General features: G+C 70.2%; 24 protein-coding genes and 1 pseudogene. 12 read left to right on the top strand and 13 right to left on the bottom strand.

All coding sequences use genetic code 11. The features are described from left to right. Positions 1–74 precede the first annotated feature (74 nt). On the bottom strand, positions 75–650 hold the full coding sequence (locus HFP15_RS25420) for a TetR/AcrR family transcriptional regulator (protein WP_168519268.1): 576 nt from the start codon (positions 648–650) through the stop codon (positions 75–77). Next, entirely contained in the window at positions 647–2,254 is a 1,608-nt protein-coding gene (locus HFP15_RS25415) for an FAD-binding protein (RefSeq protein ID WP_168519267.1), read from the bottom strand. The genes HFP15_RS25420 and HFP15_RS25415 overlap by 4 nt, the downstream gene beginning before the upstream one ends. Before the next feature lie 130 nt (positions 2,255–2,384). Between HFP15_RS25415 and HFP15_RS25410 the strand changes: the two genes are divergently transcribed. Genes HFP15_RS25410 through HFP15_RS25400 form a run of 3 tightly spaced genes read left to right on the top strand, consistent with a single transcriptional unit; the run spans position 2,385 to position 4,981 of the window. Further along, positions 2,385–3,848 (top strand): aldehyde dehydrogenase, encoded by a 1,464-nt coding sequence (locus HFP15_RS25410; protein WP_168519266.1) that lies wholly within the window; start codon positions 2,385–2,387, stop codon positions 3,846–3,848. A 13-nt stretch (positions 3,849–3,861) separates the two neighbouring features. Continuing rightward, positions 3,862–4,614: an SDR family oxidoreductase gene (locus HFP15_RS25405; RefSeq protein WP_168519265.1), complete on the top strand. Its 753-nt coding sequence runs from the start codon at positions 3,862–3,864 to the stop codon at positions 4,612–4,614. 13 nt (positions 4,615–4,627) lie between these two features. Next, positions 4,628–4,981 carry a carboxymuconolactone decarboxylase family protein gene (locus tag HFP15_RS25400; RefSeq protein ID WP_168519264.1) on the top strand — a complete coding sequence of 118 codons (354 nt, stop codon included), beginning with the start codon at positions 4,628–4,630 and terminating at the stop codon, positions 4,979–4,981. 90 nt (positions 4,982–5,071) lie between these two features. Here the strand turns inward: HFP15_RS25400 and HFP15_RS25395 are convergent, their stop codons facing one another. The 5 genes from HFP15_RS25395 to HFP15_RS25375 form a co-directional block, all read right to left on the bottom strand. After that, the gene (locus HFP15_RS25395) at positions 5,072–6,139 is read right to left on the bottom strand and encodes a glycoside hydrolase family 15 protein (protein ID WP_168519263.1); all 1,068 of its coding nucleotides are present in this window, start codon (positions 6,137–6,139) and stop codon (positions 5,072–5,074) included. After that, positions 6,126–6,857: a class I SAM-dependent methyltransferase gene (locus HFP15_RS25390; protein WP_168519262.1), complete on the bottom strand. Its 732-nt coding sequence runs from the start codon at positions 6,855–6,857 to the stop codon at positions 6,126–6,128. The genes HFP15_RS25395 and HFP15_RS25390 overlap by 14 nt, the downstream gene beginning before the upstream one ends. Beyond that, positions 6,851–8,083: a glycosyltransferase family 4 protein gene (locus tag HFP15_RS25385; protein ID WP_168519261.1), complete on the bottom strand. Its 1,233-nt coding sequence runs from the start codon at positions 8,081–8,083 to the stop codon at positions 6,851–6,853. Before HFP15_RS25385 ends, HFP15_RS25390 begins: the two co-directional genes overlap by 7 nt. Positions 8,084–8,151: 68 nt before the next feature. Beyond that, a complete protein-coding gene (locus HFP15_RS25380; protein ID WP_168519260.1) occupies positions 8,152–9,351 on the bottom strand; it encodes a cytochrome P450 in 1,200 nt (399 codons plus the stop codon). 66 nt (positions 9,352–9,417) lie between these two features. Further along, positions 9,418–10,023 (bottom strand): PaaI family thioesterase, encoded by a 606-nt coding sequence (locus HFP15_RS25375; RefSeq protein WP_168519259.1) that lies wholly within the window; start codon positions 10,021–10,023, stop codon positions 9,418–9,420. Between the two features lie 145 nt (positions 10,024–10,168). Here HFP15_RS25375 and HFP15_RS25370 point away from each other — a divergent pair, with 145 nt between their 5' ends. From HFP15_RS25370 to HFP15_RS25360, 3 genes are all read left to right on the top strand, one after another. Then, on the top strand, positions 10,169–11,017 hold the full coding sequence (locus HFP15_RS25370; protein WP_168519258.1) for an NAD(P)-dependent oxidoreductase: 849 nt from the start codon (positions 10,169–10,171) through the stop codon (positions 11,015–11,017). 103 nt (positions 11,018–11,120) lie between these two features. Then, positions 11,121–11,684 (top strand): TetR/AcrR family transcriptional regulator, encoded by a 564-nt coding sequence (locus HFP15_RS25365; protein WP_168519257.1) that lies wholly within the window; start codon positions 11,121–11,123, stop codon positions 11,682–11,684. Between the two features lie 59 nt (positions 11,685–11,743). Then, positions 11,744–12,406: a class I SAM-dependent methyltransferase gene (locus tag HFP15_RS25360; RefSeq protein WP_168519256.1), complete on the top strand. Its 663-nt coding sequence runs from the start codon at positions 11,744–11,746 to the stop codon at positions 12,404–12,406. 54 nt (positions 12,407–12,460) lie between these two features. Here the strand turns inward: HFP15_RS25360 and HFP15_RS25355 are convergent, their stop codons facing one another. The 4 genes and pseudogenes from HFP15_RS25355 to HFP15_RS25345 form a co-directional block, all read right to left on the bottom strand. Continuing rightward, a complete protein-coding gene (locus HFP15_RS25355; protein ID WP_168519255.1) occupies positions 12,461–12,916 on the bottom strand; it encodes a pyridoxamine 5'-phosphate oxidase family protein in 456 nt (151 codons plus the stop codon). A gap of 41 nt (positions 12,917–12,957) precedes the next feature. Then, positions 12,958–13,053: pseudogene (locus HFP15_RS42240) on the bottom strand (LLM class F420-dependent oxidoreductase); the annotation flags it as partial. Further along, positions 13,020–14,699: an acyl-CoA synthetase gene (locus tag HFP15_RS25350; protein ID WP_168519254.1), complete on the bottom strand. Its 1,680-nt coding sequence runs from the start codon at positions 14,697–14,699 to the stop codon at positions 13,020–13,022. The pseudogene HFP15_RS42240 and the gene HFP15_RS25350, both read right to left, overlap by 34 nt. Then, positions 14,696–15,931, bottom strand: a complete 1,236-nt coding sequence (locus HFP15_RS25345; RefSeq protein WP_168519253.1) for a hypothetical protein — start codon at positions 15,929–15,931, stop codon at positions 14,696–14,698. Before HFP15_RS25345 ends, HFP15_RS25350 begins: the two co-directional genes overlap by 4 nt. A gap of 176 nt (positions 15,932–16,107) precedes the next feature. On the opposite strand from HFP15_RS25345, the gene HFP15_RS25340 reads away from it, so the two are divergent. From HFP15_RS25340 to HFP15_RS25315, 6 genes are read left to right on the top strand one after another with little or no spacing between them, the layout of a single operon-like run. Beyond that, positions 16,108–16,893 carry an SDR family oxidoreductase gene (locus HFP15_RS25340; protein ID WP_168519252.1) on the top strand — a complete coding sequence of 262 codons (786 nt, stop codon included), beginning with the start codon at positions 16,108–16,110 and terminating at the stop codon, positions 16,891–16,893. Continuing rightward, complete coding sequence (gene cyp51, locus HFP15_RS25335; protein ID WP_168519251.1) at positions 16,890–18,245, top strand: lanosterol 14-alpha demethylase; 1,356 nt, start codon at positions 16,890–16,892, stop codon at positions 18,243–18,245. The genes HFP15_RS25340 and cyp51 overlap by 4 nt, the downstream gene beginning before the upstream one ends. Continuing rightward, on the top strand, positions 18,242–18,442 hold the full coding sequence (locus HFP15_RS25330; protein ID WP_168519250.1) for a ferredoxin: 201 nt from the start codon (positions 18,242–18,244) through the stop codon (positions 18,440–18,442). The genes cyp51 and HFP15_RS25330 overlap by 4 nt, the downstream gene beginning before the upstream one ends. A gap of 3 nt (positions 18,443–18,445) precedes the next feature. Continuing rightward, positions 18,446–18,991: a nuclear transport factor 2 family protein gene (locus HFP15_RS25325; protein WP_168519249.1), complete on the top strand. Its 546-nt coding sequence runs from the start codon at positions 18,446–18,448 to the stop codon at positions 18,989–18,991. 14 nt (positions 18,992–19,005) lie between these two features. Next, positions 19,006–20,226, top strand: a complete 1,221-nt coding sequence (locus HFP15_RS25320) for a cytochrome P450 (RefSeq protein ID WP_168519248.1) — start codon at positions 19,006–19,008, stop codon at positions 20,224–20,226. Then, positions 20,223–20,687 (top strand): nitroreductase family deazaflavin-dependent oxidoreductase, encoded by a 465-nt coding sequence (locus tag HFP15_RS25315; protein WP_168519247.1) that lies wholly within the window; start codon positions 20,223–20,225, stop codon positions 20,685–20,687. The genes HFP15_RS25320 and HFP15_RS25315 overlap by 4 nt, the downstream gene beginning before the upstream one ends. Before the next feature lie 50 nt (positions 20,688–20,737). Here the strand turns inward: HFP15_RS25315 and HFP15_RS25310 are convergent, their stop codons facing one another. Further along, positions 20,738–21,319: a dihydrofolate reductase family protein gene (locus HFP15_RS25310; protein ID WP_168519246.1), complete on the bottom strand. Its 582-nt coding sequence runs from the start codon at positions 21,317–21,319 to the stop codon at positions 20,738–20,740. A gap of 179 nt (positions 21,320–21,498) precedes the next feature. Then, positions 21,499–21,891: a VOC family protein gene (locus tag HFP15_RS25305; RefSeq protein WP_168519245.1), complete on the bottom strand. Its 393-nt coding sequence runs from the start codon at positions 21,889–21,891 to the stop codon at positions 21,499–21,501. Positions 21,892–21,897 lie beyond the last annotated feature (6 nt).

The raw sequence follows: 21,897 nt of genomic DNA, 5'->3' as shown, positions 1-21,897 counted from the left end.
AGGAAACGGCTAAGTGCCCTTCCCGCCTCCGGCCGCCGCGCCGCCGCGCGCCACGACGAGGACGAACCCCGTGCTCATTCCGCCCCCTTGAGGATCATCTCGGCGGTCGCGACGAGACCGTCCGCGATCTGTGCGTAGGAGCTGACGCCGCTGCCCGCGTGCATGAGTGCGCCGGCCCAGGCGAATTCGAGCGCCGAGAGCACCGCGGGCCGGTGGCCGGGTCCGAGCGCGGCTTCGAGGCGTTGGCGGATTTCGAGGCCGACGCGCACGCGCAGATGCGCGACGTCGGGGTCGGTGCCGAGCAGCGCGGCGGTGCACGCGGCCGCGAACTCCGGCTCGGCGACGACCAGCCCGACCGTGTCCCGCAGCACCGCGCCGACCCGGTCCACGGGCGCACGGTCGTCGTCGGCCGCCGAGGGCAGATCGTGCAGTCGCCGCCAGAAGACCTCGGCGACCAGGTGGTTCTTGGACGAGAAGTACGTGTAGGCCGTCGCCGGGGCGACACCGGCACGGGCCGCGACGTTGCGCACGGTGAGGTCCGCGTACCCGGTCTCGCGCAGCTCCGCCAGCGTCGCCTCGGCGAGCCGGCGCACGGTGTCCGCCTGCCGTTTGGTCAGGCGGCGGCGGGTGGATTCGAGTGAGGACGTCACGCGGGCTCACCGTGTCCGGCCGCGGCCGCGATCGTCGCGCCCGCGCGGCGGCCGGAGAACACGCAGTCCGCGATGGCCAGTCCGCTGACGTAGGACTCCGAGCACACCCCGACCGCGTTGCGGCCCGCCGAGTACAGGCCGGGAATCACGGTCCCGTCCTGCCCGGTGACGGCGCCGGTCGTCTCGTCCACCGTGAGCCCGCCCAACGTGATCATCGGGGCCGGGAATCCGCGCTGTGTCCGAAGTGAACAGTCCAGGGCGTAGAACGGGCCGCGCTCCAGCGGACGCACGTGATCGCCGTCCTTGCCCATGCGGTCCGGGCGGCTTTCGCGCGCGTCGGCGTTGTACTCCTCGACGGTCCGGCGCAGCCAGGAGACGTCGATACCGGCGCGCGGCGCCAGCTCCTCCAACGTGGCGGCCTTGACGTGTCCGACGGTGAACAGGTAGCTCATCTGCAGCCGCTGGAACCACAGCGTCTGCGTGCGCAACTGGCGCTTGGCCTCGTCCATGATCCGCTGGTCGACGATCAGGTACGCCCGAGCGTGCCGCTGCCGTGCGATGTGGTCGCCGATCTTGGCTCCATAAAGGACCTCGTTGCAGATGCGCTCGCCCTCGCGGTTGACCAGCACACCTTCTACGAGTGCGAGCGGCGGGTTGAAGAACCGCCAGGCCGACACCCGTTCCAGGCGCGCGGTGGCGCCGCCCGCGGCCGTGCCGAGGCGGATGCCCGAGCCGTCGTCGCCGATCGTGCCGATGGCCGAGCCACTGCGGTAGTCCGGCGCGTGCTCGGCGAGCATCGTGCGGTTGAACACGAATCCGCCCGCGGACAGCAGCACTCCACCGCGGGCCCGGAACCGGCGGACCGTGCCGTATCTGGCCTCGATCGCGCGGATCGGGCCGTCGAGCCGTTTGCCCAGCGGCCGGTAGTAGATGTTGAGCTTGCGATTGGACTGCGACATCAGCCGGTGCAGCAACCGCGGGATCCGCCCGCCGACTTCGCGGCATTCCACCCCGATCACGCGGCCCTCGTCGTCGCTGATCAGCTTGGTGGCGGCGGTCTGGCAGCGCACGTCGACCGGGCGCCGGCGCACCGCCGCCCGCAGGGCCTTGAACAGCACCTTGCCCGACGTGCCGCGCCCCTTCGTGCGGTGGCCACGCGGCGCGGGTGCCGCCTTGTCGCGGTAGGGCGGCGCGAGTTCGTTGCCGGAGTAGTACAGGTAGTAGTCGTTGGTCGGGTACGACGTCTTGCGCGGCGCCATGCTCGCCTCGAACGGCACGCCGTGGCCTTCCAGCCAGCGAAGGTTGTCCGCGCTCTGCTCGCAGAACCGCGCGAGCGTCTCCTCCGATACCGCATCACCGGTCTCCAGCCGCAGGTAGTCGAGCATCGACTGGACACTGTCGTCGAAACCCGCCTCGGTCTGGTACGGCGTGCCGCCGCCGGCGTAGACGATTCCGCCGCTGATCGCCGTGGCGCCACCGCCACGGAACCGGTCGACCACGAGCACGCTGGCGCCGCGGTCCACGGCCTCGATCGCGGCGCACGCACCCGCCGCCCCCAACCCGACGATCACGACGTCGGCCTCGGCATCCCACCGCTGGGTCATCGGCACTCCTCTGGTGGACAGCAGTCCAGGCGCTAGTCCGGACGCTTGACCAAGTTATAACAAGTTCCCGTGATGTCAACGCCCATTCGCTCCTTGCGCCCACCCCTGGGGTGAACTAGATTCTAGACACATGTCCAGTAGAACCGGGTCCTCGGACCTGCTCATCGACGGCGCGTTGCGGCGTGGCCGCGCCGGGGAGTTCCCCACGGTCAACCCGGCGACGGGCGAGACGCTCGGCACCGCGGCCGACGCCGACGCCGCCGATCTCGACGACGCGATCGGGGCCGCGCGCCGCGCCTTCGACGACACCGGCTGGTCCCGGGACACCGCGTTCCGCGCACAGTGCCTTCGTCAGCTGAGCGAGGTTCTCCAGGCACACGGTGACGAGCTTCGCGAGGTCACCGTGGCCGAGGCCGGTGTGCCGGTCGCGCTGACCCATGGCCCGCAACTCGACGTGCCCGTCGCGGACCTGAGCTGGTTCGCCGGCCTGGCCGAGTCCTACGACTGGAGCACCGACCTCGGCACGGCGAGCCCGATGGGTGTGCCCAGCAGGCGCACGATCCACCGCGAGGCGACCGGGGTCGTCGGCGCCATCACGCCGTGGAACTTCCCGCACCAGATCACGTTCGCCAAGCTCGGACCGGCGCTCGCGGCGGGGAACACCGTCGTGCTCAAGCCCGCTCCGGACACGCCGTGGTGCGCGGCGTCGGTCGGCAGGCTCATCGCCGAAGAGACCGACATCCCGCCCGGCGTGGTCAACATCGTGACTTCCAGCGAGCACTCGCTCGGCTCAAGCCTGGTCGAGGATCCCCGGGTCGATCTCGTGTCGTTCACCGGATCGACCGCGACCGGTCGGTCGGTGATGACCGTGGCCGCGCAGACGCTGAAGAAGGTCTTCCTCGAGCTGGGCGGGAAATCCGCCTACGTCGTGCTCGACGACGCCGATCTGGGGGCGGCGTGCGGGATGGCCGCGTTCACGGTGTGCACGCACGCCGGGCAGGGCTGCGCGCTGACGACCCGCCTTCTGGTGCCGCGCGAGCGATACGACGAGGCCGTTGAGAAGACCGCCGCGGCACTGTCGGGAATCCGGGTGGGTGACCCGGCGAATCCGCGCACGCTGTGCGGGCCGCTCATCTCCGCCCGGCAGCGGGATCGCGTCGAAGGCTATCTCGCGCTCGCGACCGAGGAGGGCGGCAAGATCGTGTGCGGTGGTGGCCGTCCCGCCGGGTTCGAGCAGGGCTTCTACGTCGAGCCGACGCTGATTTCCGGACTCACCAACGATTCCCGGGTTGCGCGTGAGGAGATCTTCGGGCCCGTGCTGGTGATTCTGCCCCACGACGGCGACGACGACGCGGTGCGCATCGCGAACGACTCGCCGTACGGACTGTCCGGCACGGTGCACGGCGGGGACCTCGATCGCGCCCGTGCGGTCACCGCGCGGCTGCGCACGGGAACCGTCAGCGTCAACGGCGGGGTCTGGTACGCCGTGGACGCGCCGTTCGGTGGTTACAAGCAGTCCGGGATCGGCCGCGAGATGGGTGTGGCCGGTTTCGAGGAATATCTGGAAACCAAGCTCGTGGCCGAGCCGGCGTAGAGGAGTAGCGCGGATGGGACGTTTCGACGGCAAGGTCGCCATCGTGACCGGTGCGGCGCGGGGCATCGGTGAGGAGTACGCCCGTGCCCTGGCACGTGAGGGCGCGCGCGTGGTCGTGGCGGACATCAACGCCGAACTCGGGGAGAAGGTCGCCAAGCAGATCATCGCGGACGGCGGCGAGGCGGCGTATTCCAAAGTGGACATCTCCGACCCTGACTCGGCACGGGCGATGGCGGAGTTCGCGGCCGAGCGGTTCGGCGGGATCGACTACCTGGTCAACAACGCCGCGATCTACGGTGGGATGAAGCTGGACTTCCTGCTCACCGTGGACTGGGATTACTACAAGAAGTTCATGAGCGTGAACTTCGACGGTGCGCTGCTGTGCACCCGCGCGGTCGCGCCGTACCTGACCGAGCGCGGTGGCGGGGCGATCGTCAACCAGTCGTCGACCGCGGCGTGGGTCTACTCGGGTTTCTACGGCGTGGCGAAGGTCGGCGTGAACGGGCTGACGCAACAGCTCGCACACGAACTGGGCGGGTCGAACATCCGGATCAACGCGATCGCGCCGGGGCCGACGGACACCGAGGCCACGCGCACGACCACACCCGAAGAGATGGTCAAGAAGATGGTGAAGGGCCTGCCGCTCAAGCGGATGGGGCGGCCCGCGGATCTCGTGGGAATGTGCCTGTTCCTGCTCTCGGCCGAAGCGGGTTGGATCACCGGGCAGATCTTCAACGTCGACGGCGGCCAGATCATCCGGTCCTGAAGGGAGCATGGCGATGACGGACAAACGACGGCGTGGCCTGGAGATGATGGGCAGGGTCTACGGCTGGGAGGTCAAGGACGGGCCGGGCGAGTTCTTCGCGCAGACGGTGGATCACCTCTTCGCCGACATCTGGACCAGGCCGGGCCTTGACCTGCGCGACCGGCGGTTGCTGCTGCTGGGCCTGCTGGCGGCGCAGGGACTGGACGACGTCGCGGAGATCCAGATCCAGGCGGCACTGCACAACAAGGAACTGGACGCGGAACAGCTACGCGAGGCGGCGCTGTTCCTGACGCACTACGTCGGCTGGCCCCTGGGCACGAAACTCTCCATGGCGGTGGACAAGGTGATCGGCAAGAACGGCGGCTGACACGGCGCTCGATGCGCTGCTGCACGGGACCCCTCATGGTGCACCGCACCGTGAGGGATTCCTCACGGCACCCGGCGAGCACCGAAACACTCACCCCGCCACGCGACTCAAATCCCCGCATCCGCACACCGCGTCCGTCACCGGGAGCCCGATCGGCAGGCCCGCGCCGCGGAACACGCCGCTGCCCGCCGTGGCACCCGACAGCGCGTCGGCCGCCAGGATCACCGCCGCGCCGGTCCACGTCGTGCGTTCCTCCGGCCAGCGTTTGCCGTCGGCGAAGACCAGGCCCGTCCAATAAGATCCGTCGTCCTCGCGCAGGTGCTGCATCGCCGCCAGCAGGTCCAGCGCCTTGGCCCGCTCCCCCACCGCCTCCAGGCTCAGCGCCAGCTCACACGTCTCCGCGCCGGTCACCCACGGCTCGTCGTCCACGCACCGCGCGCCCAGACCGTCCACAACGAACTCCGGCCACCGCTGCCGCAACCGCGCCCGGCCCGCCTCGCCCCGCACGGCGCCGCCCAGCACCGGGTAGTACCAGTCCATCGAGTATCGCCGCTTGTCCATGAACACGTCCTCGTGCCGCCGCAGGACATGCGCGAGCCTGCCGAGCCCGACCTCCCAGTCCGGCTGCGGATCATCCACCATCGCGGCGATCGCGAGTGCGCACCGCAGACTGTGGTGAATGCTGGAAGACCCCGTCAGCAGCGCCGAGGACGAGTCGCGCACCCAGCCGATCTCGCCGTGCTCGGTCTGCGCCTCCAGCACGAAATCGATCGCCCGCCGCACCGACGGCCACATCGACCCGAGAAACGCCGCGTCGCCCGTCACCAGGTAGTGGTGCCACACGCCGACGGCCAGGTACGCGCAGAAGTTGGTGTCGGCGGAAGCGTCCTCGACGGCTCCGCCGCGCGTCTTCGCCGGCCACGAACCGTTCTCACGCTGGGTGCGGCGCGACCATTCGTACGCGCCCTCGGCCTCGGCGCGCAGCCCGGCCGCCGACAGTGCCATCGCGGACTCGACGTGATCCCACGGATCGGTGTGCCCACCGGAAAACCACGGAATCGCGCCGGAGGGCTCCTGCGCCAGCGCGATCGAGCGCGCGGTCTGTTCTATTTTGGACGGTGTGAGGATTCCGGGAACGGCCAGTTCACCTCGTCGCACCCGGCACCTCCGGCTTCGTCAGGTACAACACCACGCTCTTGCCCAGCACCGGATCGAGCAGCCGCTCGGCGATCCGCGTCAGCGCGGGCCTGCTCATCAGGTCCCACACCAGGACCTTGTGGTACGCACGGACCAGCGGGTGCTCGTCGTTGTCCACACCGACCGCGCATTTGAGCCACCAGTACGGCGAATGCAGCGCGTGCGCGTGCCCGCTGCCGACCGGATGCAGGCCCGCGTCGCGCAGTTTGGCCACCAGCTCGCTCGCCCGGTAGATCCGCACGTGCCCGCCCTCGACCTCGTGGTAGGCGTCCGACAGCGCCCAGCACACGCGCTCCGGCCAGTACCGCGGCACCGTCACCGCGACCGTCCCACCCGGTTTGACGACCCTGGTCAGCTCCCAGATCGCCTTGTCGTCCTCGGGTACGTGTTCGAGGATCTCGGCCGCGATGACCGCGTCGAACGTGCCGTCGGCGAAGGGCAGGTCGAGCGCGTCGCCCGCGCGCGTCTCCGCCGAACCACCCGCCCCGGCCTCGCCGGTCTCGGCCATCGCCGCGAACATCGTCGCGACGTTGTCCAGCTCGGCCTCGTCCTGGTCGAACGCGGTGACCTCGGCGCCCCGGCGGTACGCCTCGAACGCGTGGCGCCCGGCACCGCAGCCGAGGTCCAGCACGCGGCTGCCCGGGGTGACGCGCAGGCGGTCGAAGTCGACGGTCAGCATGCGGCGTTCCTCTCGATCGCGGCGGCGTAGCACTCGGCGGTGGCTTCGGCGACGGATCGCCAGCTGTAGCGGGCCAGCGCGCGCCGGCGGCCGGCCTCGCCCAGCAAGCGCCGGTGCCCGGGGTCGTCGAGCAGCGCGCCGAGCCGGTCCGCGAGCATCTCGGTGTCGCCCGGTGGCACGAGCCGCGCGCATTCCCCGTCCGGGCCGACGACCTCGGGCAGCGCGCCCGCGCGGCTCACGACCAGCGGCGTTGCGCAGGCCATGGCCTCCACCGTGGGCAGCGAGAACCCTTCGTACAGCGAGGGCACGCACGCGATCTCGGCGGAGGCCAGCAGCGCGGCGAGTTCACCGTCGCCGAGCCCGTGCACCGTGCGCACGATGTCGCCGATGCCCAGCGCCTCGATGAGCCGTTCGGTGGGCCCGCCCGGGGTGAGCTTGCTGACCAGCGTCAGCTCGACGGGCCGTTCCACGCGGACCTTCGCGACCGCCTCCAGCAGGTGCCGGATGCCCTTGAGCGGCACGTCCGCGCTGGCCACGGCCACGATCCTGCCGGGAACGCGCTGCCCGGCGGGCCGGAACAGCTCGGTGTCGACGCCGAGCGGGATCGTGCGCAGTGCCTCGGGCGCCACGCCGAAGTCGGCGATCACGTCGGCGGCGGCCGACCGCGACACGGTGATCAGGTCGGGAATCCGGCGCGCGACCCGCGCCTGCATCCGGGTGAAGCCGTACCAGCGCCGCACGAGCGGCTTGCGCCACCACTTCGCGGCGGCGAGATCGGCGATCCGGTCGCGGGTGATCGGGTGGTGCACGGTCGCGACGACCGGGAAACCCCGGCGGCGCAGCGACAGCAGACCGTAGCCGAGGCACTGGTTGTCGTGCACCACGTCGAAGTCGCCGAGGCGCTCGCCCAGCACGCGGGCCGCACGCAAGCTGAACGTCAGCGGCTCCGGAAAGCCCGCCGTCCACATCGTGGCGACTTCGAGCAGGTCGATCGCGTCCCGGTACTCGCCCGGGCGGGGCGTGCGAAAGGGGTCCGGTTCGCGGTACAGGTCGAGGCTGGGGACCTCGGTGAGCGTGACCGGCGCTTCCAGCTCGGGATAGGGCTGCCCGGAGAACACCTCGATCTCGTGTCCCAGCTCGGCGAGCCCCCGGCTCAGGTGCCGGATGTAGACACCCTGCCCACCGCAGTGTGCTTTGCTCCGGTAGGAAAGCAGCGCTATGCGCAAGGGTCACCTCACTGGCAGTGGACGGGCCGACGCCCCAGAGTAGAACGTGTTCTCGATTCTGACAAAGATCAGCGCGCTGTAACACGCACCGGCAGCGCGGCGAAACCACGCACGTTGGTCGAGTGCACACGTTCGGCACCGGCCTCGTCGATCTCGTAGCCGGAGATCCGGCGGACGATCTCGGTGAGCGCGATCCGTGCTTCGAGGCGGGCGAGATGCGCGCCGAGGCAGAAGTGCACGCCGCCGCCGAAACTGGCGATCTGCTGGGCGGGCGCACGTCCGATCCGGTAGGTCCCCGCGCCGGGGAAGACGTCCTCGTCCCGGTTCGCCGAGCCGATGAGCAGCAGCACGCGCGCCCCGCCCGGCACCGTCCGCCCGTAGTACTCCAGCTCGGTGGTGGCCGTGCGGGCGATGATCTGACTGGAGGTGTCGTAGCGCAGGGTTTCCTCGATCCAGTCCGGCACGAGCGCCGGATCGGCGAGCACCTTGGCCACCTCGTCCGGATTGCGCCAGCCCCAGTACAGCGCGTTGCCGAGCAGCTTGGTGGTGGTCTCGTTGCCCGCGACGACCATCAGGAAGAGGAAGCCGATGATCTCCTCGTCGGTGAGCCGGTCGCCGTCGATCTCGGCGTCGAGCAGGGCGGAGGCGAGGTCCTCGGTCCGCTGCTTGCGACGTTCGGCGAGCATGTCCGAGTAGTACTGCACGAGTTCGAGCGAGGCCTCGATCGCCGCGGGCGGCACGTCCAGCACGCCCGCCTCGCGGTGCATGACGGCGTCGGCGAGCCCGCGCAGCCGGTCCCGGTCGGCGGCGGGCACGCCGAGCAGCTCGGAGATCACGTCCATCGGCAGCTTGCCCGCGAACGCGCCGATGAAGTCGAACTCGTCGTCCCCCAGCGCGGCGTCGAGATGCAGGCGCGTCAGTTCCCCGATCCGGCCTTCCAGATCGCGCACGCGGCGTGGCGTGAATCCGCGCGAGACAAGGGAACGCATGCGCACGTGGCGCGGATCGTCCATGGCGAGAAACGACATCGTGCGATGGGCGTGCGGTCCGTACGCGGCCGGATCCAGCGACACCCCGTTGGCGCTGGAAAGCCGCGCGGGATCGCGGAAACCCGCGGTGACGTCGGCATACCGGGACAGCGCCCAGAAATCCAGCTCCTCGCTGTGGTAGAGCGGAGCCTCGGCGCGCAGCCGCGCGTAGGTGGGATACGGGTCCTCGTGGAACCCGTAGTCGTACGGGTTGAAGGACACGGACGCGACCTCGGTCATCTGCCACCTTCCGAACTAGACAGCTGTCCAGACAGTACTCTTGCTCTTGGTTCGCGACAAGACCGCTCAGCCGGGCACCGGGCCGGTGAACAACACGAGAATCGCGCTCGCCGTGGCGGTGATCGTGCCGCCCGAGGAGATGTTCGCGATCGCGTAGACCTTGCGGCCGTCTCGGCGAGCGAACCTCGCTTCGACCTCCAGCGGCACGCCATAGGGCGTGCCTTCGTGATAGTCGACCGTCAGCGAGGCCGTCATCGCGGGATGACCGGCGGCCGCGACCGCCCTGCCGACGGCATGATCGAGCACCGCGGCGACCCAGCCGCCGTGCACCCGCTCCGGCGGGCCCTCGTGCACGGCGGTGAAGGTGACCTCGGCCCGCATCCCGTCCACATCGACCCGGATCCGGGACAACGGTGGGGCGAGCGGGTTTCCCGGCCCCTCGACGGGATTGTTGGCACTCAGCCTGCCGACCGTGTCCGCCTGGACCAGCAGCCGCGGCGACTCCCGCCGTCGTGCGCGCAGCGATTCGGTGACCTCCTCGATCCGCGCGGCCGCGTCGAGCAGGCCCGGCGGATCGTCCTCGGCCAGCACGACCGCCTCGATCAGGTCCCGCACCCGGGCCGCGAGCGTCGTCCGCCCCGGCGACAACTTTCCTGGCACTTCGGTGGTCATCGTTCTCCTCGGCGCGAAAAGTAGAACATGTTACCGCCGACGATACTGGACGCGGACTCGTTCCCGAACTAAAGTCCAGACAGATGTCCAACAGTGAGGGTCGTTGCCAGGGACGGATTTTCCGCGCGAGCGGGGAGGTCACGCGATGAAGCCGGTGGGATTCGTCGGACTGGGACAGATGGGCGCACCGATGGCCCGTCGCCTGCTGGAATGGCCGGGCGGCCTGGTGGTGCACGACAACCGGGCCGACGCGCTCACGCCCTTCGTGGAAGCCGGGGCGCGCGCGGCGGACGCTCCGCGCGACGTGGCGGCCTCGGCGGGCGTGATCTCGGTGATGGTCCGCGACGACGCCCAGGTCGAAGACGTGCTGCGCGGGCAGGGCGGGCTGCTGGAGACCGCCGCACCGGGCACCGTGATCGCGATCCACTCCACCATCGCGAGTTCGACGGCGATGCGGCTCACGGCCGAGCACCCGCAGGTCGAGATCGTCGATGCCCCGGTCAGTGGCGGTGCGATGGGCGCCGCTGGGGGCACGCTGGCGGTCATGGTCGGCGCCAGCGACAGGGCTTTCCGGCAGTGTCAGGAGGTGTTCGCGCACTGGGCGAAGCACACGATGCACGCCGGTCCGCCGGGAGCCGGTACGCGCGCGAAACTCGCGCGGAACCTGCTGCATTTCGTGTCCTTCGCCGCCGCGGCCGAGGCGCAGCGACTGGCCGAGGCCGCCGGCCTCGATCTCGTGGAACTCGGCAAGGTCGTGCGGCATTCGGATTCCGTGACCGGAGGGCCGGGCGCGATCATGCACCGCGCCACGACCGCGCCCGTCCAGCCCGGCGACGGCTGGTATCCGATCTTGTCGCACGTGCGCGACCTCGGTGCGAAGGATCTTTCGCTCGCGATCGCGCTCGCCGACGAACTCGGCGTGGACACCCCGCTCGCGCGGCTCGCGGCGAGCCGTCTCGCGGCCGGGCTCGGGGTGCCGGACACGGGCTCCTGACCTCGCCGCGGGGCGCGAGACCGGCGGCTACGATGGGTCGCATGGCCGAACGCAGCACATGCGCACCAGGGTTTCCGCAGTTCCGTCGCGGTGTGACGGCGTAATGGAGCCGGTACGCCGCATCGTCGACGGGCGCCGGGCCGACACCGTGCAGCGCCTGCTCACCGCCGCGATCGAGGAGGTCCGCGCCGTCCGGTACAGCGACCTCACCGTGCGCTCGGTCGCCAAGCGCGCCGACGTCTCCCCCGCGACGGCCTACACGTACTTCTCCTCGAAGGAACACCTGATCTGCGCGATCCTGTGGTCGAAGGTGCAGGAACTGCCCCCGCCGCCGGCCAATCCGCGCCGGTCGCAGTCGGCGCTGACGGAGGCCGTGCAGACGATCACGCAGATGTTCACTTCGGAGCCCGAGCTCAGCCGCGCGTGCACGACGGCACTGCTCGCCGACGATCCGGAGGTGCAGCGCCTGCGGGACCAGATCGGCGAGGCCCTGCTGCGGCGGCTCGGGAACGCGACCGGCCCGCTGACCGGCACCGCGGGCGAGGCGTTCACCATGTCCTTCGTCGGCGCGATGGTACTGGCCGGCACCGGGTACCTGCCGTTCGAGGAACTGCCCCAGCGACTCACCAAGGTGACGTCGTTGTTGCTGCGGCGCCGCGGCAGCTAGGCGGTTCCGCTTTCGCGCGGGCGGCCGGGTCCGGACCACCTACACCTGATGGGACCACAATGGACACTCTGGACGGGCTCACCGGCGACCTCGCCGAAGTCGCCGGAAGCGCACCAGGCTTCATGCCGCCCGAGGAGGGCGACGCGCTGTACCGGGCGGCGCGCGAGCACCTCGGCGACGCGGTGGCCGTCGAGATCGGCAGCTACTGCGGAAAGTCCACTGTGTACCTCGGTGCCGCCGCGCGGCAGACCGGCGGCCGCGTCGTGACGGTCGATCACCACCACGGTTCCGAGGAACATCAGCCGGGCTGGGAGTACCACCAGCCGGAGCTGGTCGACCCGCACACCGGACGGCTCGACACGCTGCGCGCGTTCCGCCACACCATCGCCGACGCCGGGCTGGAGGATCACGTCGTCGCGATGGTCGGGAAGTCCGCGACGGTGGCCACGCTGTGGCGCCACCCGATCCGCTTCCTGTTCATCGACGGCGGGCACACCGAAGAGGCGGCGCAGGCCGACTACGAGGGCTGGGCTCCGTGGGTCGAAACCGGTGGTGTGCTGGCGATTCACGACGTGTTCCCCGACCCGCGCGACGGTGGGCGCCCGCCGTTCCACGTCTTCCGCCGCGCACTCGCCGGTGGCCAGTTCGAGCAGCTGTCGGTCACCGGTTCGCTGCGCGTGCTGCGCCGCACGGCCGGGGAACCGGGCGCCCCGGTGGCCTAGGTGTAGTTCCATCCGGATAGACCTGGACGGCCATTCGCCGATCGCGCGGCCTGGTCACTCGCGCTCGACGCGGCGCAGCCCGTGTCCGGGCGTCCACCACTCGACGACGAGCAGCGTGGCCTCGTCGTTGAGGTGGGTGTGCACGACCTCGGCGATGTCGGCGCGGAAGCGGTCGCTGACGGGGAACGCGTCGCTCGGTTCCGCGACGAGCACCCGGCCGGAGATCTTCGCCTCGCCCGGCCACCTCGCCTCTTCGCCCTCGATCGGATCGACCGTCGCGCTGTGCAGGGCGAAGCGCGGATCACGGCGCAGGTCCGCGCCCTTGCGCGCGTTCGGCATCGAGCCGAAGACCAGTTCGCCGTCCTCGAAAACGGTCTCGATCCCGGAAATCCGTGGCGACCCGTCGGCACGCAGGGTGGCGATCGTCTTGTGCCGGTGCGCGTCGAACAACGCCCGAACTCGCCGCGCGAACTCCGGCTCGGCCTTTTCCACGTCGCCCCACGTCGTCACGCGCCCATGCTATGCCGAAACACCCAGTTTCCCGGCCCGTCGGGCAGCGCGACCGCGGTGGCGAGCCGGATGCGGCTGGTCACCGTGGCGGCGGCGGTGAGGCTCACCCACGGATCGAGCGTGCGCAGGTACCGGTCGACGGCGGGACCGATTCGGCGGCCACCTTCCTGGCCCAGCGGTAGTCGGCCTTCCCGCTCGGTGACCGCACGATCTCCGCGCGCCGCAGGATCGCCTTGGGCAGCTTGTACCGCGCGACGTGCCGGGCGCATTCGGCGAGCAGGTCGGCGTCGGAGGCGGTGCTGCCGTCCGCGAGCCGCACGATCGCGACGACCTCGCTGCCCCACCGCGCCGACGGCCGCCCCGCCACCACCACGTCGCGCACGTCCGGATGCGCGGCCAGCGCCCGCTCGACCTCCTCGACGAAGATCTTCTCGCCGCCGGAGTTGACGGTGATCCCGGCGCGGCCCAGCAGCCGGATCCGCCCGTCGCCGAGCCGCACCGCGCGGTCGCCGGGCACGCTGTAGCGGCGGCCGCCGATCACCGGAAACGCTTGCGCGGTCTTGGTTTCGTCGCCGAGATAGCCGAGCGGCACGCGGCCACGGCTGGCCAGCCAGCCCTGCTCCTCGCCGGGATCCAGTTCGCGCCGGCGAAGATCGTCGACGACCGTCGTGTTCTCGTCCGGGGTGAACACCGCGGTGTCGGCCTCGGCGCCCGCGGTGGACACGTGGTTCATCTGGATTCCGGTCTCCGACGATCCGACCGCGTCCAGCAGCACGACCTGCGGCAACGCGGCGAGCAGACGGGCGCGGACGGACGGCGTGAGCGGCGCGCCGCCGCTGCTGACGGCCAGCAGCCCGGACAGGTCGTACTCGCCGCTCTCCAGCGCTTCGAGCATCGGCCGCGCCATCGCGTCGCCCACGACGGGCACGCTCACAACGCGTTCGCGTTCCACCGTGCGCAGCGCGCCGGCCCAGTCCAGCCGGCGCACCTCGTCCGGCAGCACGATCTTGCCGCCGCTGTTGATGATGTGAAACGTCGACCACTGCGCCGCCCCGTGCATGAAAGGGGCGGGCATGAGCAGCGTGACACCGCCGTTCGCGGCTTTCGCGGCCGCCGCGATCTCCTCGTAGCTCGTGTACGGCTGGTTCGTGCCGAACGGCGTGCCGCCCATCGCCGCGACGAACACGTCGTGCTGGCGCCACAGCACGCCCTTCGGCATCCCGGTGGTGCCGCCGGTGTAGATGAGGTACACGTCGTCGCCGTCCGGCTCGGGCATCGGCCGCGGCGGCGTGCGCACGATCGACTCGTAGTCCACCGCGCCCGGCAGCAGCGGGTTCCCGCTGTCGTCGGCGACCTGGATCAGCACCTCCAGTCCGGGCAGGCGATCGCGAACGGCGGCGACCACCGGCGCGAACTCCGCGTGATACACCAAGCCGCGCGCGCCCGCGTCGGCGAGCAGGTAGCGCAGTTCCTCGTCCACGTACCGGTAGTTGACGTTGAACGGCGCGACCCGCGCCCGGTACGCGGCCACCATCGCTTCGAGATATTCGTTGCCGTTGCGCAGATACAGGCCCACGTGGTCCTGGCCGGACTCGTGCCCGGACAGCTGTGCACGCGGCCGGTGACAGCCCAGCCCGCAGCCGGCGAGATAGCGCGCCACGCCCTCGATTCGGGTGTTCATGGCACGGTAGGTGAGCCTGCGGTCGCGCCAGACCATCACTTCCTGCTCGGGCACCGCCCGCGCGACGGTGTCGAACACGGTGGACAGGTTGAAGCGGGTCATGACGTGCCTCCCCGGCGGACGGGCGTGATCGGGATCGACCTGCGCGGTTGGAAGGTGAATCCCGAACCGGTGCTCACCCTGGTCACCGCGACTTCACCGGCTTCCTTGGCCGGTTGGTCGCGTCGCACGACGGTGGCCGTCCAGCGCTGCGGACCACCGTCCAGTTCGACGTCCAGATGCGGATCGACGGCGCGCACGATCGCCTGCAGGGGCCGCCGTTCGTCCGGTCCGCACAAAGAAATCCAGGCGCCGTCCTCGTGCGCGGGCGACGGGTTCACCTCCAGAACGTCGAAGACCGCCGCGTGGACGTAGTGCGCCGGGTTGAGCAGCGGGTGCAGTTCCAGCACGCGCAGCGCTCCTTCGGGACCACCGGGAAGATCGAGAGCGCGATGCAGTCTTTCCGCGGCGATACCGGCGATTCCGGTGAGCTGCTTGACGCACATCTCGCGGGCCTGCTCCGGTTCGGCGCGCCGCCGGATCGCGTGCACGAAACCGAGGTTGAGCAGGTGCATCTGCAGGCACACCTCGTCGGCCATCCGCACCAGCGCCGACTTCGAGAAGTCGCCGAAGTCGATGTCGGAGCGCAGCGGGCCGGCATAGTCGGCCAGCCCGTCGTCGTCGGGGTCGATCGGGTCGAGTTCGAGCGCGGCCGCGCGGGACCTGCGAAGCCTTGTGCAGCCGGCCGATTCGGCGACCTCGGGATGCGCGTCGTCGATCGTGACGGTCCAGGCGCAGTGCGGATGCCGGTCCGCCGGCCGCCGAGGCGGGCGGTGTACGGGCCGCACCTGCGCGCGCGGATTCGTGGCGACGGCGGTCGCGTCGAAGGTCGGGTCCTCGATGTCGTGGCACATCGCGGTGACGTAGTCCTCGCCCAGGGGCTCGACGTCCATCAGCGCGCCGCAGTGGTCGAGGTGGAACTCACCGTGCCAGGGATCGTGCACCGTGTAGCGGAAGTCCATGAACTGCGGTGGTGCCCCGATGTCGAGCTGCAGACCCTTGAAGATGGTGACGACGTCGGTGCCCTCGTAACGCAGTGCGCGCTGCATGCGGCGGGTGTAGATGGGGCTGGCCGCCATCCACTCCTCGATCGCGATCCGCGCCATCTCGTCGCGGCCGAACGCACCGATGCACCACGCCATCGCGGAGCGGTCGATGAGCTGGCCCGCGAGCAGAAGCTCGGGCAGGAGCGCGGCGAGTTCCCCGCGCCGGAGAGTGTGATATCTGCTCGCCATCGCCGAACCCCCTTTGGGTCCATAGTGGACGGGATCGAGACGGAACCTCTCCGTCAAAGTAGAACAAGTTCTCGTCAGGGGCAACGGCTGCGAGGCCTTGTCATGCACGCGGGACCGTATTACTGTCTGGACACATGTCTGGCACAGTGGCCGGCAGCACGGGAGGGCATTGACGCATGCCACGATTCGCTCCGCATCCGGAGAAACGGGCCACGATCGTCGCCGGTGCTTCGGCCGGTATCGGGGCCGCCACCGCCACCACGCTCGCCGCCGCGGGACATCCGGTCGCGCTCGGCGCCCGGCGCGCCGAGAAGTGCGAAGAGGTCGCCGAGCGGATCCGCGCCGCGGGCGGGGAGGCCGTCGCGCTGCCGCTCGACGTCACCGACGACGGGTCGGTGCGCAAGTTCGTCGCCGCGGCCACCGAGGCGCTCGGGCCGATCGAGATCGTCGTGTCCGGCGCCGGTGACCTGGCCGCCGGCCAGATCCACGAGATGGACAGCGACGCGTTCGCCGCGCAGGTGGGTGTGCACCTCGTCGGCGCGCACCGGCTGGTCTCCGCCGTCGTGCCGGAGATGGTCGGCCGCCGGCGCGGGGACATCGTGTTCATCGGCTCGGACGTGGTGCCGATGCCGCGTCCGCGGATGGGTGCCTACGTGCCCGCCAAGGCCGGGCTGGAGGCCATGGCGCAGACCATGCGCATGGAACTCGAGGGCACCGGCGTGCGTGCCTCCGTGGTCCGCCCCGGCCCCACCTCGACCAGCATGGGCATGAACTGGGACGAGCAGACCACGGCCGCGGTGCTCAAGGACTGGATGCGCTGGGGGCTGGCGCGCCACCCCTATTTCCTGCGTGCCTCCGATATCGCCGCCGCCGTCGCGAGCGTCGTCTCCGCGCCCCGCGGCGTGCACTACACGCTCGTCGAAGTCGAACCCGAGGCCCCGCTACGGGAGGACGAAGCATGACCCTGCTCCAGCCACGTCAGGTTTCCGGGGGCGAGGCCCGCCACGGGCACCTCGAGGAGCTGCGTGCCGACCCGATCGGCCTGATGCGCCGCGTGCGGTCCGAATGCGGCGACGTCGGCGCGTTCGATCTCGCGGGACGCCGCGTGGTGCTGCTCTCCGGCGCCGAGGCCAACGAGTTCTTCTTCCGCTCCAGCGACGAAGACCTCGACCAGGGCGAGGCGTACCCGTTCATGAAGCCGATCTTCGGCGAGGGCGTGGTGTTCGACGCATCCCCCGAACGGCGCAAGGAGATGCTGCACAACCAGGCGCTGCGCGGCGAGCACATGCGCGGGCACGCCCAGACGATCTCCCGGGAGATCGACGGCATGGTCGCCGGCTGGGGCGAGTCCGGGGAGATCGATCTGCTGGACTTCTTCGCCGAGCTGACCATCTACACGTCCTCGGCCTGCCTGATCGGCCCGAAGTTCCGCGAGCAGCTCGACAGCCGGTTCGCGCAGCTCTACCACGAGCTCGAACGCGGCACCGACGCGCTCGCGTTCGTGGATCCGTACGCGCCGATCGAGAGTTTCCAGCGCCGCGACAAGGCCCGCGCGGGGCTCGTGGACCTGGTGCAGGGCATCATGAACGGCCGCGCCGCGGGGCCGCCGCCCGCCCGCGAGGACCGCGACATGCTCGACATCCTGATGTCGGTCAAGGACGAAGAGGGCGCGCTGCGCTTTTCCGCCGACGAGATCACCGGCATGTTCATCTCGATGATGTTCGCCGGGCATCACACCAGTTCCGGCACGGCGGCCTGGACGCTCATCGAACTGCTGCGCCACCCGGACGTGCTGACGGGGGTCGTGGACGAACTGGTCACGCTGTACGCGGACGGGTCCGAGGTCAGTTTCCAGGCGCTGCGGGCGATTCCGCGGCTGGAGTCGGCGATCAAGGAGGCGCTGCGCCTGCATCCGCCACTGATCCTGTTGCTGCGTGTGGCCAAGGACGACTTCGAGGTCGCCGGGCATGCGATCGCGTGTGGCGACTACGTGGGCGCGACTCCCGCGATCTCCAACCGGCTGCCCGAGGACTTCCCGGATCCCGACGCCTTCGCGCCGCAACGCTATGCCGAGCCGCGGCAGGAGGACCTGGTCAACCGCTGGACATGGATCCCCTTCGGCGCGGGACGGCACCGCTGCGTCGGCGCGGCGTTCGCGATGATGCAGCTCAAGGCGATCTTTTCGGTGCTGTTGCGCGACTTCACGTTCGAGCTGGCCCAGCCGTCCGAGACCTACCGCAACGACCACTCGAAGATGGTCGTGCAGCTCGCGCAGCCGTGCCGGGTGCGCTACCGCCGCCGGAGCCAGTCATGAGGATCGAGGTCGATCTGGACCTATGCCAGGGGCACGCCATGTGCCGGCTGGAGGCGCCGGACGTGTTCGACGTTCCCAAGCGCGGCAAGGTCATCGTGCTCGACGAGCATCCGCCCGCCGCACGGCGCGCCGAGGTGGACAGCGCGGTACGCAACTGCCCGACCCAGGCACTGGCCATTGTGGACACCGAGGAGTAGAGCATGCCCGCCTTTCCCCGAGACGAACTGGACGAGATGGTGCGGCGCTGGCTCGGGGCCAACGAGCGCTGCGAGAAGATCGGCGACTGGAAGCCGCTGGCCGGGATGTACACAGTGGACGCCACCTACGGCTGGAGCAACGGGCCCGAAGAGGACTTCATGGCCGTCGGCCGGGACGAGATCCGCGATCTCGCGCTCGGGCAGGAGATGTTCGGGCTGGACGGCTGGACCTATCCGTACCAGAAGGTGATCGTCGACGACCGCGAGGGCGAGGTGATCGGGTTCTGGAAGCAGATCGCCGACGCGCGCAGGCCCGATGGCTCGCCGTACGAGGTCTCCGGGATCGGCGGCAGCTGGTTCCGCTACGGCGGCGACTGGCAGTGGTCGTGGCAGCGTGACTTCTTCGACATGGGCAACGCGGCCGCGCTTTTCATGGAGATGATCTCCGCCGACGTGCTGTCGGACGGCATGAAGGAACGCATGGAACGCGCCGCGCGCAAGCAGCCGGGGCACTACCGGCGCGGCGAAGCACCGGTCGAGATCTGGTAGCGGAAGGGGAGCCGATGACCTCGCTCAGCGTGGACCTGTCCGATCCCGGCGTGTACGAGCAGGGCGTGCCGCACGAGTTCTTCTCCCACCTGCGCCGTGAGTCGCCGGTGTACTGGCAACCCGAGAAGGCACCCGGCCGCGGCTTCTGGGCGGTGACGCGGTACGACGACGTGGTCGCGGTGTCCCGTGACGTCGAGACGTTCTCGTCCTTCGCGGGCACCACGCTGCTGGCCGACATGCCGGACGATGTCGTGCACAAGCAGCAGAACATGCTGGTCAACCTCGACCCGCCGCGGCACACCCGGCAGCGGCGGCTGGTCAACCGCGGCTTCACGCCACGCATGGTCGCGAAGCTGGAGGACTACGTGCGCGGCGTGTGCACCGAACTCATCGACGGGCTCGCGTCCCGCGAGAAGGCCGACTTCGTGCACGACGTGGCCGCACAGCTGCCGCTCGCGGTCATTGCGGAGCTGCTCGGCGCGCCGCGGGAGGACCGGGAGAAGATCTACGACTGGTCCAACCGGATGATCGGCTTCGACGATCCGGAGCTGCAGCAGGAAGGCTCGGACGGCGAGCTGGCCGCGATGGAGATCTTCGCCTACGCCAACGAGCTCGGCGCGCGGCGCCGAGCCGAACCGCGCGACGACATCGTCACGAAACTCGTCCAGCAGGACGAAAACGGCGATGTGCTCGAAGAACTGGAGTTCGACATGTTCTTCGTGCTGCTGGCCGTCGCGGGCAACGAGACCACCCGCAACGCCACCTCCGGCGGCATGCTGGCGTTTCTCGAACATCCGGACCAGTGGGAGCGGCTGCGCGCGGACCGCAGCCTGCTGCCCACGGCCGTGGACGAGGTGCTGCGCTGGGTCACACCCGTGCTGGAGTTCCGCCGCACCGCGATGCGGGACACGCGCATCGGCGACCAGGAGGTCAAGGAAGGCGACAAGATCATCCTGTTCTACCCGTCGGCGAACCGCGACGAGGCCGTTTTCGAGGACCCGCAACGGTTCGACATCGGCCGCGACCCCAATCCGCACCTGTCCTTCGGTGGTGGCGGGCCGCACTACTGCCTCGGCGCCCATCTGGCGAAACTCCAGCTGAGCGTCATCTTCGAAACGCTGCTGGACCGCCTGGCCGACATCGAACTCGCCGGCCCCGTGCGGCGGCTGCGGTCGAACTTCATCAACGGCATCAAGGAGATGCCCGTCCGCCTGCACACCGGGCCGCGGCGATGAGCGCACCGGCCAAGCTGAACTCGCCGCTCACCCGCACACTGATCAAGGCGATATCCCGGGCGCACACCCGGTTGTACCGGGTCACCGGCGGACTGCTCGGCAGCCGCTGGCGCATCGGCAGCGCGTTCCCCCGCGGGGTGCCGATCTGCCTGGTCACCACGCGGGGACGCAGGAGCGGGCAGCCACGGACGGCACCGCTGCTGTACCTGCTCGACGAAGAGCGGGTGGTGCTCGTGGCCTCCCAGGGCGGGATGGCGAGCCATCCCGCCTGGTACCACAACATTCTCGCGCACGCCGAGGTCGAGATCCGAATAGGACGGACAGTGCGACGGCTGCGCGCGCGGGTGGCGGATCCGGGCGAGCGCGCGGTGCTGTGGCCCCGCCTGACCGCGCTGTACCCGGACTTCGACACCTACCAGTCCTGGACCGACCGTGAGATCCCGGTGGTGGTCTGCGCCTGAGACCCCTGCTGGAAGCGTGTCCCGTGCGCCAGGCACCGCTGCGAGGCGGTTCAGCGGATCCGGTAGTGGATGTGGGTGGCCTCCGGCGCGTCGACGACCTCGACGATCTCCAGCTCCACGCGTGCGGGCAGCACGTCGAACAGCCGCCTGCCGCTGCCGAAGAGCACGGGAATGTGGTGGATCCACAGCTCGTCGAGCACACCGGCCTCGATCGCGCTCCGCGCCGTGTACCCGCTGATCACGTGCACGCGGCGGTCCCGCGCGGCGGCCTTCGCCCGGGCGATCGCGCTCGCGATCCCGTCCACATAGGTCACCAGCGGATAGTCCGCGACGGACGGACCGGGCGGCCGGTGGCTGGGCACGAAAATGGGGACGCCCATGCCGTGGTGGTCGCCGCCCCAGTGATCCGCCTGCTCCGCGGTGCGTCGCCCGCTGACGATCGCCCCGGCGGCGCTGACCTGCTTCATCAGGCGCAGCGCGGGCTCGTCCGTGCGGAACCCCGTGCCGTCCGGGTTCCACATCCACTCGTGCAGGCGCACAAAGCCGTCGCCGCCGGGATTGCCGACCTCGTCGTTGGGGCCCGCGATGTAGCCGTCGAGGGACATCGACATATCGAGCACCGCCGTGGCCATTTCGTCCTCCCGCTCGCTCGGCGAACCTCACCGGTTTCGACCCGGCGGCCCGGCGTTTGTCATCGGTCGGCTTTTCGCCTGCCTCGGTGAGGCGGACGTGGTGCGCGCGACGGTCGGCCGGGTCGCGGTCGCGGGCCGCGCGGCAAGCGCACTGTGCGAAGAACGAATCCGGCGATGAGTCACCCGGCGGCAGGCTGGAACAACTCGACAGGATTCCCGGACGGGTCGTCGAACACGATCTGCTGACCGCCGGGGCCGGTGACGATGTCGCTGCGGAACCGCACCCCGCCCGCGCGCAGGCGCTCCACCTCGGCGGCGATGTCCTCGACGATCAGGTGGATGCGGTTCCACCCGCCCGGCCCCGGTTTGGCGCCATCGGGCATCGGGCGCCCCGCGGAACTGGACGGACCGGACAGCAGCAACCGCAGATGCCCTCGCGTCACGTCGGCGAAGGCCGGGGACGCGTCCAGGCGCACGGCGAACCCGAGGTGGCGGGTGTAGAAGTCGACCGCGGCGCCGACGTCGTCCACCAGGTACCGCACGCTGACCAGGTCCGCGAAGTCAACGGTCATCGGGGA

It is taken from the genome of Amycolatopsis acididurans, from assembly GCF_012328925.1.
Taxonomy (GTDB): Bacteria; Actinomycetota; Actinomycetes; order Mycobacteriales; family Pseudonocardiaceae; genus Amycolatopsis_E; species Amycolatopsis_E acididurans.
Note: the sequence above shows the minus strand (reverse complement) of the source record. Positions and strands in the feature narration are given on the sequence as shown.